Source organism: Pseudoduganella lutea (assembly GCF_004209755.1).
In the GTDB taxonomy this organism is placed as follows: domain Bacteria; phylum Pseudomonadota; class Gammaproteobacteria; order Burkholderiales; family Burkholderiaceae_D; genus Rugamonas; species Rugamonas lutea.
Genome location: NZ_CP035913.1, coordinates 7495450 through 7504849, shown reverse-complemented (window position 1 = coordinate 7504849; position 9400 = coordinate 7495450). Strand labels below are relative to the sequence as shown.

The following is a 9400-nucleotide window of genomic DNA, read 5'->3' as shown; positions in this document are numbered from 1 at the left end:
GCGCCAGGAATTCGTCATCGGCGGCTACACGGATCCAAAGGGTTCCCGCGTGGGCATCGGTTCGCTGCTGCTGGGGTACTACGACGACGAAGGCACCTTGCACTACGCCGGCAACGTGGGCGCCGGCTTCAACGACACATCGCTGCGCGACATCATCGCCAAACTGAAGAAGGTGGCCAGCGACACGAACCCCTTCGCGCCCACCAAGGCGATCGAGAAGAAAGCGCATTGGGTCAAGCCCACGCTCGTGGCCGAAGTCACGTTCGGCGAGTGGACGGGCAGCGGCTCGATCCGCCATTCCGTATTCCATGGCCTGCGCACCGACAAGAAGGCGGCGAGCATCCGCCGCGAGCAGGCTACCCATGTGGAGGATGTCATGCAACCCCAATCCGAATTGAAGAGCGGCAAGCGTTCGACGACGGCCACCAAGGCCACCAACGCCACCAAGGCAGCGAAGGCCGATCCCCTGGCCGATTCCGACGTAGACAGCAAGCTGCCGACGACGTTGAAGGTCACCAACCCCGACCGGTGCATCGACCCGGTCAGCGGCATGACGAAGATCGACCTCGTGCGCTACTACGCGCTCGTGTCCGGACTGATGCTCGAACACCTGAAGGGCCGGCCGCTGGCGCTGGTGCGGGCGCCGGCCGGCGTCGGCGGCGAGCTGTTCTTCCAGAAGCATTCGGAGGTCGGCAAGCTGCCCGGCGTGAAGCAGCTGCCGCAGGAGCTCGACCCGGAGCACCCGACCATGCTCGAGGTGCCCAACGTGCAGGGCCTGCTGTCGTGCGCGCAGTGGAACGTGGTCGAGTTCCACACGCAGAATGCGTTCGCGAAAAACTACGACAAGCCGAACCGCATGGTGTTCGACCTCGACCCGGGGCAGGGCGTGTCATGGCAACAGATCCAGGAAGCGGCGCAGCTGATGCGCGCCTTCCTCGAGCAACTGGGCTTGCCGGCATTCCTGAAGACGAGCGGCGGCAAGGGCCTGCACGTGGTGGTGCCCCTGAAGCCGCAGCACGGCTGGGACGTCGTGAAAGGATTTTCCAGCTTCATCGTCGAGCACATGGCGCGCACGCTGCCGGACCGCTTTGCCTTCAAGAGCGGCCCGAAGAACCGTGTCGGCAAGATCTTCATCGATTACCTGCGCAATGGCCGCGGCGCCACCACGGCGGCCGCCTGGTCGGCGCGCGCACGGCCCGGCATGGGCATTTCGGTACCCGTGGCCTGGAGCGAGCTGGAACACCTGAAAGGCGGCGACCATTGGACCGTGGCCACCGCGCATACCCGGCTAGACCACGGCAACACGCCGTGGGCCGATTATGCGAAGAGCGCCGCCAGCATCACGAAGGCGATGAAGCAGATGGGTTACAAGCCCGCGTGATCGGGTGCCGGCAGCAGGCCGTTGATGTCGCCGTAGGGCTGCGCTTCATCGACCATCGCGCCTGACCGGCCATGCGCCAGGAAATCTCCCGCCACGCGGGAGGCGTGCGCCCACAGCGTTTGCGGCAGCCAGGAGCCGGTGCTCACGCGCCGCACGCCCAGCGCGGCCAGTTCGGCGACCGGCGCCAGCCCGGGCCAGGCAATCACGTTCAGCAACAGGTCGGTGCCGGCGGCCAGTGCCGCGATCTGCGTCATGTCGGTTACGGCCAGCGGGAACAGCCCGTCCGCCCCGGCCTCCCGGTACCAGCGGGCGCGCCGCAGCGTTTCCTCGACAAGCGCATCGGCCGGCACGAGCTGGCGCGCGAACACGTCGCAGCGGATATTGATGTACAGGTTCACGCCGGCCCGCGCCGCCGCGGCGCGCGCCGCCTCCACTTTCCGGCACAGCAATTCCGGCGGCGCCGAGCCGTCCTGCAGATTGATGCCGACCGCGCCCGCATCGATGAAGCGCGCCACCGCCGTGCCCACCGCGGCGGGATCGTCCGAATAGCCGCTCTCGATGTCCACGCTGAGCGGCACGTCGATCACGCGGCGGATGCGCCGCGCGCAGGCCACGTGTTCGTCCAGCGGCAACTGGTCGCCATCGCGGTAACCCAGCGACCAGGCCACGCCGGCGCTGGTGGTGGCGATCGCCTGTGCGCCCAGGCTGGCGATGAGCCGCGCGCTGCCGGCGTCCCAGGCGTTCGTCAGGATCAGCGGTTGCGGCTGGCGATGCAGCGCCTGGAATACGGTATCCATCGGGTCTCCTTGTCAAAAACACTATTTTAAGGACTCAGCCACGGTGTCGGTGAAATTCCAGAGGCGCATCCAATAAAAACGCCGTACGGGGCCGCGTGATACCGCCGCGGCCCAGGGGCAGCCTCAGATGAGGCCCAGCGCCAGCGCTTTCAGCATGGCCGCCGGTCGCGTAGCGCATTCCAGCTTGCCGAGAATGCTGTCGACGTGCGTGCGCACGGCACCGGTGCTGATGCGCAAGGCGCGCGCCGCTTCCCATGGGTGGGCACCACGCCCGACCTGACGCAGCACCTCGAGCTCGCGGTCCGTCAGCGGTCCGCCGTCGCGTGGCGCGGCAGGGCGGCTGGCCCGCGCGGCCGCGGTCACGGCTTCCACGGCACGCCGGTCGAAGCGGCCCGCCTGTGCTGCCAGCAGGGCGGTGGCGGCGGCCGGGTCATAGGGGGCGCGCCACGGCCGCGGCGCACGCAAGGCCGCCCAGGCCGTGGCGGCGGCGAGCAGGCGGTGTGCCGGGTCCAGCGCTTCGGCGGGCAGGCGGCGGAAATAGCCGCTGCCGTCGAGGCGTTCATACGCATGCGCGGCAAGGTGCGCCGCATCGGCAAGTGCCGGCGCGTGGCTTGTCAGTTGCGACGTCCAATACGGCGCGCGGCGCACGGCGTGCCAGTCAGGCGCCTGGAGGCGGCCATTGCGCTCCCAGACGGGATTCGGAATGGCTGCGCGGCCCAGGCCGTGGACCAGGGCGGCACGTTCCAGCAACCGCGCCTGCTCCAGTGGCAGGCCGGCCAGCGTTGCCGCGTCGCGCGCCAGGGCGGCCACGCGGCGCGCATGACCGGCCAGCCAGGGCAGCTTCAGTTCCAGCACGTCGGCCACCAGTGCCAGGCTCGCCTTTCCGGCAAGAAGCGGTGCGGCATCGTGCGGCGCATCAAGCCACTCGCGCGCCTGTGGCAGCATGCGCCGCGCGAGGTCGGCCGGGTACTTGCGGCCGGCGAGGCGGCCGATGCGCCGCACCGCCTCGTCGAGGCCATGGGCGCGCGACAGCACTTCCAGGTCGCCGGCCAGCGCCACATGGAAAACGACGGGCGGAACGCTATCGCCGGCCAGTTGCGCCGGCAGGCCGCCGCCATCGGCATGCTCGAAGGCGTGCCGCAAGCCTTCCTCGACGGTGGAGGAAAGACCGAGCATCCGTGCAATGCAGGTGGCCACCTCGCATTGCGCCCGTGCCAACGGTGCGACACTTGCGAACGTCAGCGGGTGAGGGCGCGGCAGGGTGCGCGCCAGCATCGCGGCGCGTCCCGCCACGTCGTCGCCCAGCAGCCGGGCGAACCCACCCGCACTGGCCGTGGCGCCGCACCAGCGCAACCGCGCGACCAGCCGCGCCGCCGCCACGCCATCGGGGCCGGCGTCATCGGCGGCGGCCACACGTGCCGCCAGCACCGCCACGCGTGCCGAATGGCCGGCCGGCTGGCCCATCGCGAGGTCGCCGGTCATCGCCAGCGCGCTCACGGCATCGTCCAGGGCTGCGGTGTCGGATTGCATCATGGCCGGTACTGTAGCGGCGCGGGGCGCCGCCGGCAAGGGCGGCAGCGGCAGCCTTACATGCCCGGCGGCGGGTTGACCGGGATCGGGTTGCGAAGCGACAGGTTGATCACGTTCCAACCGCGGATCACGGCGATCGCATAACCCAGTTCGGCAATCTGCGTTTCATTGAAATGCTCGCGCAACTCGCCGTAGGCGGCATCGGTGTCGTCGCGCTGCGGCAGGGCATTGAGCGCGTCGGCCCAGCGCAGCGCGGCCCGCTCGCGCGCATCGAAGAAAGGCGATTCGCGCCATGCGGCCACCGTGTTCAGGTGGCGCGGATCGGCGCCCTGGCGGACCAGGTCGCGCCAGTGCATGTCCACGCAAAGGCCGCAGCCGTTGACCTGCGAGACACGTAAATTGACGAGTTCGACGATGCGCTCGCCCAGCGAACTGGCCTTGGCGGCCTGCGACAGCGCGATCATCGCCTGCAGGCTTTTCGGCGCGAGGGAGAACAGGGGAATGCGTGCCTGGGACATGGTGGTTTCCTTATCAATGGAATCGATGGCGGGCGGCGCACCGTGCGCAGCCTTCCAGCCTTAGACGGCGGGGCGCCCACGGTTGTGACAGCCGTGGCTGCTTTTGCAGCGCACTGACCCAGGCAAGGAGTTGTTAACAAAAACTGTGGATAAGCTTGTGCATCGGCGCCATGTCCGTTCATTAAGTATTTGATTTTACGGAATTATCTTTGCACGCCTGGATTTCAGGCAGGAAATGGCATGTAGCGTGATTGCTACAGAGAAATCTTCAAGAGGTGCACGAGCGGGATGCCGGTGTTAATATTGCCGCATAGCACTATTACCGTGCAATCCTTCGGCCCCGACCCCCGCCCGAATCGCGCGACCGCCCGGTCGCTGTCCCGACTACCATTGTTGATCCGATGCCTGAACCGACCCGTATGCGATTCGCGCGGCTGTGCGCTGCCATGTCCCTCCTCTTGCTGCCGATAGCCGCCCAGGCGGGCCGGCCGCTCGTCACCGACGATGCTTCGGTACTCGCGCCCGGCGATTGCCAGGTCGAGGCATCGGCCAGCCGGGGCCCGGGCCAGCGCTGGCTGGCGCCCGCGTGCAACGTGGCGCAGCACTGGGAGGTCGGGATCGGCGCGGGCAATGTCCGCAGCGGTGGGGAATTCCACCGCGCCATCGTGATCGGTGCAAAGACGGTATTGCGCCCCCTGTCGGAAGACGGCTTCGGCGTGGGCGCCGCGGTCTCGGAACAGCGCATCGCCGGCCCGGACACATCGCGCGACCAGACCGTGAACCTGATCGCCAGCGTGCCGCTAGCGTCTTGGGCGACCGCGCACGTGAATGCCGGCGCGATCCGCCACGGTATGTCGCACCAGCGTGCAGGCATCTGGGCCGCGGCCCTGGAAACCACGCGCGGGCGCGGGGGTCTTACGTTCGAAGTATTCGGCGAGCGGGGCGCGAGCCGCGGCTGGCAGGCGGGCGCACGCTGGACGGTGGTGCAGGACGTGCTGGATCTCGACGCCGGCTATGGCGAACTGCACGATTGCGATGGCCGCCGCCGGTTCGCGACGGTCGGCCTCACCTACGTGTTCCAGCGCTGAAGGGCGGGCCCGCTTTCAGCCGCTTCCTGGCCTGCGCCGTCAGGCCGCCTTCTTGCGCGTGGCGGTTGCGGGTTTCGCCGCGGTCTTCTTCGCTGCCGCCGGCTTCGACGCGGCAGCCTTGGCCGCCCCCGTCTCCGGTGCCGCGCGTGCCGAGCCGCGGGCACCGGAGCGCGGTGCCGCCTTCTTCTTCGGCGCCGGTGCATCCTCCTCGTCGCCGGCATCGTCGACCGTGTCGTCGTCCTCGTCCGCCGCCGCCTTCTTGCCTTTGCCCGGCCGGTTGCCCAGCGATTGCTGGAGCAGCGCCACCAGGTCGATGACATTGGACGCCGGCTTCGCCTCGGTTTCCTTCGAGGGCATCGTGATCGATTTCGTCTGCCCGGCCTTCACTTTCTTCTCGACCAGCGCCAGCACGTCTTCCTTGTACGTGTCGTGGTACAGGCTCGGGTCCCAGTCTTCGGCCATGCCCTCCACGAGCGACAACGCCATCTTGAGTTCCTTGTCCGAGATGCCGGCCCCCTTCAGACCCTTGGCGGGCAGGTCCAGGCCTTCGGTATCGCGGATCTCGTCCGCGTAGCGCAACGTGTTCATGATGATGCCGTCTTCGCTGGCCACTAGCGCGCACAGGTGCTGCTTCGTGCGGATCACCACCGTGGCGATGCCGATGCGGCCGGCGCGGCGCAGCGTTTCGCGCAGCAGCGCATACACCTTGGCGCCGCCGCGGCCCGGCGCGAGATAGTACGGCGTTTCGTAGTAGGTCAGCGGCACGTCCTCGGCGTTGACGAAGGAGATGATATCGATCGTCTGCGTGGCCTTCACGTTGGCCCGCTTCAGGTCTTCATCGGACAACACCACGTATTCGCCGGACGTGTACTCATAGCCCTTGATGATGTTGTCCCACGCGACTTCCTTGCCGTTGCCCTTGTTGTAGCGCTTGAAGCCGATGGGCGAGAAGTCGCGCTTGTCGAGCATGGTCAGGTCCAGCTCGTTCTGCTTCACGGCCGAGTACAAGTCGACCGGGATGTGGACCAGGCCGAAACTGATGGCGCCTTTCCAGAGCGAGCGGGCCATGGCGCCTCCTAGCCGATGCTGCCGGTGACCGGCAGCACGATGCCGCTGATGTAGCTGGCCGTGGCCGGCGACGCCAGGAACACATAGGCGGGCGACAGTTCTTCCGGCTGGGCGGGGCGCTTCATGTCGGTGCTGGCGCCGAATTCCTTGATCTTGTCGGGCGTCTGGTCGGCCGGGTTCAGCGGCGTCCACACGGGGCCGGGCGCCACCGCGTTGACGCGGATGCCTTTCTCGATCAGGTTCGACGCCAGCGACATCGTGAACGCGTGGATCGCGCCTTTCGTGGACGAGTAATCCAGCAGCTTGGATGAGCCGCGCAGGCCCACGACGGAGCCCGTGTTGATGATCGACGCGCCTTTCTTCAGGTGCGGCAGGGCGGCCTTCGCCATGTGGAAGTAGCCGTAGATATTGGTCTTCATCGTCAGGTCGAAGCGCTCTTCGGTGATGTCCTCGAGCGAATCGGCATGCTCCTGGAAGGCGGCGTTGTTGACGAGGATATCGAGCTTGCCGAACGCCTTCACGGTCTCCTCGACGGCGCGGCTGCAGAAGGCCATCTCGCGCACGTCGCCGGGAATCAGCAGGGCGCGGCGGCCCTCGGCCTCGATGTGGCGCCGCGTTTCTTCGGCATCCTGCTGCTCGTCGGGCAGGTAGACCAGCGCCACGTCGGCGCCTTCGCGCGCATACAGCACGGCCACCGCCCGGCCGATGCCGGAGTCGCCGCCCGTGACGATCGCGCTCATGCCTTCGAGCTTGCCGCTGCCCTTGTAGCCGGGGGCCAGGAATTGCGGCTTCAGTTCCATCTCTGCTTCGATGCCGGGCTTGTCCAGGTGCTGGTCGGGCAGCGGCGTTTCCGGGAACGCATGGGTGCCAGCCTGCACGGCCTGCTCTTCCTTCTGTTCGCTGCCGCCCTGCGTCTTGGCGGCATCCTTGCTGTCCTGCTGCTGCTGGATCTCGCGCTGCAGGTTGCCTACGTTCTGTGCCTTGTTTTCGGAGTTGGACATTTCACGGTTCTCCCAATGATCGAGGGAACAGTATTGGCGCCCATGCCATTCCTTACAGTGCGCTTCCGCACAAATGGCAAGACCCGGAACGTCCCGGATTGCCGACTGCCTTGTATGCAGGAAAAACTGGGGACGTACCCCTGTTTTGAGGCAATGCCAGCCCGTGCGAAGCAGCGGCGCAGGACCGACTTCGCAGATGTTTCTCCAAGCAGGACGGTCCGGCGATCCGGTCCGTCCCCGCTCTTGTCAAGCGACCGGCACCTTGCGTGGCAGCAGCAGTGCCGCGTTGCCGCCGGCAATGGCGTCGGCGGTCTGGGCGATAGTGTCGTACGGAGCGCCCTGGGCGATGGCGCTGGCGCGATCGAGGCGGTCGAACTGTTCGGGCGACAGCCGCACGTCCAGCGCACCAAGGGTGCCGTCGAGCTGGGCCAGCGTACGCGGGCCGAGGATCGGGACCAGCGCGGTGGCCGAGGCGGCATCGCGGTGCAGCAGCCACGCGATCGCCACCTGGGCCGGCGGCGCGTCGACCTCGGCGGCGACGGCCAGCACGGCGTCCAGCGTGGCGGTGGCGCGCGTGGAATCCTCCAGGTGCACGAGCCGCCCGCCGAAGCCCTGCAGCCGGCCCTGTTCATTGTTGCGGTATTTGCCCGTCAACAGCCCGCCGCCGAGCGGCGACCACAGTGCGCCGCCCAGGCCGAGGCCTTCGATCATCGGCAGCAGTTCGCGGTCCGCGCCCCGTTCGGCGAGGCTGTATTCCATCTGCACGCCGGCCAGCGGTGCCCAGCCGCGCAGTTCGGCGATGGCGTCGGCGCGGGCGATGCGCCAGGCGGGGAAGTTGGACAGCCCGGCGTACAGGATCTTGCCGGCGCTGACCAGGTCATCGAATGCGCGCAGGATTTCCTCGACCGGCGTGTGGGCATCCGCGAAGTGGGCCCAGTAGAGGTCGATGCGGTCCGTCTTCAGCCGCCGCAGGCTGGCCTCGACGGATTGCACCATCGCCTTGCGGCTGTTGCCGGTGCCGCCGACGCCGCCTGGGCCGGCCAGCGTGAACTTGGTGGCCAGCACGAAATGGTCGCGGTCGGCGGCGATGAAGTCCCCCACCAGCGCTTCGGACTGGCCGCCCTGGTAGCCATCGGCCGTGTCGATGAAGTTGCCGCCGGCGGCCGCGTAGCGGTCGAACACGGCCTTTGCCTCGTCGCGCTCGCTGCCATAGCCCCAGCCGGTGCCGAAATTGCCGGTGCCCAGTGCCAGTTCGGAGACGCGCAAGCCGCTGCGGCGGCCAAAGCTTTTGTAAAGCATGGTGATTCCTTCACGGTGGTTCATCTGGTTACATGACGTTCGTCATTTAAGAAGCTTATATTACGACCATCATGTATAATGTCAAGCATCTTTTCAGGAGGCAGCATGAGAGTTTCGCGCGAACAGGCGGCGCAGAACCGGGAACGTATCGTGGACACGGCAGCAAGGCTGTTCCGCGAAAAAGGCGCCGACGGCATCGGCGTGGCGGACCTGATGAAGGCGGCGGGCCTCACGCATGGCGGTTTCTACGGCCATTTCGATTCGAAGGAAGCGCTGCTGGGCGAAGCGGCGAGCCGTGCGCTCGACGGAGCTGGCGACCACTGGCAGGCAATGATGGCGCAGCAACCCGGCGACGCGCTGGGTGCAGTAGTGCGCTCCTACTTGTCGCCCGCGCATCGAGACAATCCGGGGCAGGGCTGCGCGATCTCCGCGCTCGGTGCCGACATTTCACGCGCCGGGCCAGCCGTGCGCGATGCGGTGACCGCACGCGCGCAGGCCCAGTTCGCGCTGCTGGCGGCGGCATCGCCGGGCAGCAGCGACGACGAGCGCCGCCGCCATGCGATCGCCACCTATGCCGCAATGGTCGGCGCCATGGTGCTGGCGCGGGCCGTGTCGGATGAAGCCCTGTCGCAGGAAATCCTGGCAGCGGTGACCGCCACGCTGGTGGCGCCGCCGGCGTGACAGCCGGGCTCGTGTCCGATTTCAAGCCTGGCCCCAT

Annotated in this window: 9 protein-coding genes; 3 read left to right on the top strand and 6 right to left on the bottom strand. The window is 67.7% G+C overall.

Going from position 1 to position 9400, the window contains the following annotated elements; all coding sequences use genetic code 11:
- Positions 1-1381, top strand: a 1381-nt coding sequence (gene ligD / locus EWM63_RS31635) for a DNA ligase D (protein ID WP_130190719.1), incomplete at its 5' end; no start/stop codon positions are given.
- Here ligD and EWM63_RS31630 read toward each other — a convergent pair.
- The 3 genes from EWM63_RS31630 to EWM63_RS31620 all read right to left on the bottom strand — a co-directional run bounded on the left by EWM63_RS31630 (position 1366) and on the right by EWM63_RS31620 (position 4226).
- Positions 1366-2178 (bottom strand): isocitrate lyase/PEP mutase family protein, encoded by an 813-nt coding sequence (locus EWM63_RS31630; RefSeq protein WP_130190071.1) that lies wholly within the window; start codon positions 2176-2178, stop codon positions 1366-1368. The genes ligD and EWM63_RS31630 overlap by 16 nt on opposite strands.
- A 123-nt stretch (positions 2179-2301) precedes the next feature.
- On the bottom strand, positions 2302-3711 hold the full coding sequence (locus EWM63_RS31625) for an HD domain-containing phosphohydrolase (protein WP_130190070.1): 1410 nt from the start codon (positions 3709-3711) through the stop codon (positions 2302-2304).
- A 53-nt stretch (positions 3712-3764) separates the two neighbouring features.
- Positions 3765-4226 (bottom strand): carboxymuconolactone decarboxylase family protein, encoded by a 462-nt coding sequence (locus EWM63_RS31620; RefSeq protein ID WP_130190069.1) that lies wholly within the window; start codon positions 4224-4226, stop codon positions 3765-3767.
- 446 nt (positions 4227-4672) lie between these two features.
- On the opposite strand from EWM63_RS31620, the gene EWM63_RS31615 reads away from it, so the two are divergent.
- Positions 4673-5314 carry a PA4824 family protein gene (locus tag EWM63_RS31615; protein WP_130190068.1) on the top strand — a complete coding sequence of 214 codons (642 nt, stop codon included), beginning with the start codon at positions 4673-4675 and terminating at the stop codon, positions 5312-5314.
- Positions 5315-5353: 39 nt separating this feature from the next.
- Here the strand turns inward: EWM63_RS31615 and ku are convergent, their stop codons facing one another.
- From ku to EWM63_RS31600, 3 genes are all read right to left on the bottom strand, one after another.
- Complete coding sequence (gene ku, locus EWM63_RS31610) at positions 5354-6382, bottom strand: non-homologous end joining protein Ku (protein WP_130190067.1); 1029 nt, start codon at positions 6380-6382, stop codon at positions 5354-5356.
- 8 nt (positions 6383-6390) lie between these two features.
- A complete protein-coding gene (locus tag EWM63_RS31605; RefSeq protein WP_130190066.1) occupies positions 6391-7383 on the bottom strand; it encodes an SDR family oxidoreductase in 993 nt (330 codons plus the stop codon).
- 246 nt (positions 7384-7629) lie between these two features.
- Positions 7630-8682 (bottom strand): aldo/keto reductase, encoded by a 1053-nt coding sequence (locus EWM63_RS31600; protein WP_130190065.1) that lies wholly within the window; start codon positions 8680-8682, stop codon positions 7630-7632.
- Between the two features lie 105 nt (positions 8683-8787).
- Between EWM63_RS31600 and EWM63_RS31595 the strand changes: the two genes are divergently transcribed.
- Positions 8788-9363, top strand: coding sequence for a TetR/AcrR family transcriptional regulator (locus tag EWM63_RS31595; protein WP_130190064.1), 576 nt, complete (start codon positions 8788-8790; stop codon positions 9361-9363).
- Positions 9364-9400: the final 37 nt, after the last annotated feature.

Coding starts and splice junctions, on each gene's coding strand:
- EWM63_RS31605 (WP_130190066.1), bottom strand. CDS start 7,383: ATGTCCAACTCCGAAAACAAGGCACAGAACGTAGGCAACCTGCAGCGC.
- EWM63_RS31620 (WP_130190069.1), bottom strand. CDS start 4,226: ATGTCCCAGGCACGCATTCCCCTGTTCTCCCTCGCGCCGAAAAGCCTG.
- ku (WP_130190067.1), bottom strand. CDS start 6,382: ATGGCCCGCTCGCTCTGGAAAGGCGCCATCAGTTTCGGCCTGGTCCAC.
- EWM63_RS31600 (WP_130190065.1), bottom strand. CDS start 8,682: ATGCTTTACAAAAGCTTTGGCCGCCGCAGCGGCTTGCGCGTCTCCGAA.
- EWM63_RS31615 (WP_130190068.1), top strand. CDS start 4,673: ATGTCCCTCCTCTTGCTGCCGATAGCCGCCCAGGCGGGCCGGCCGCTC.
- EWM63_RS31630 (WP_130190071.1), bottom strand. CDS start 2,178: ATGGATACCGTATTCCAGGCGCTGCATCGCCAGCCGCAACCGCTGATC.
- EWM63_RS31625 (WP_130190070.1), bottom strand. CDS start 3,711: ATGATGCAATCCGACACCGCAGCCCTGGACGATGCCGTGAGCGCGCTG.
- EWM63_RS31595 (WP_130190064.1), top strand. CDS start 8,788: ATGAGAGTTTCGCGCGAACAGGCGGCGCAGAACCGGGAACGTATCGTG.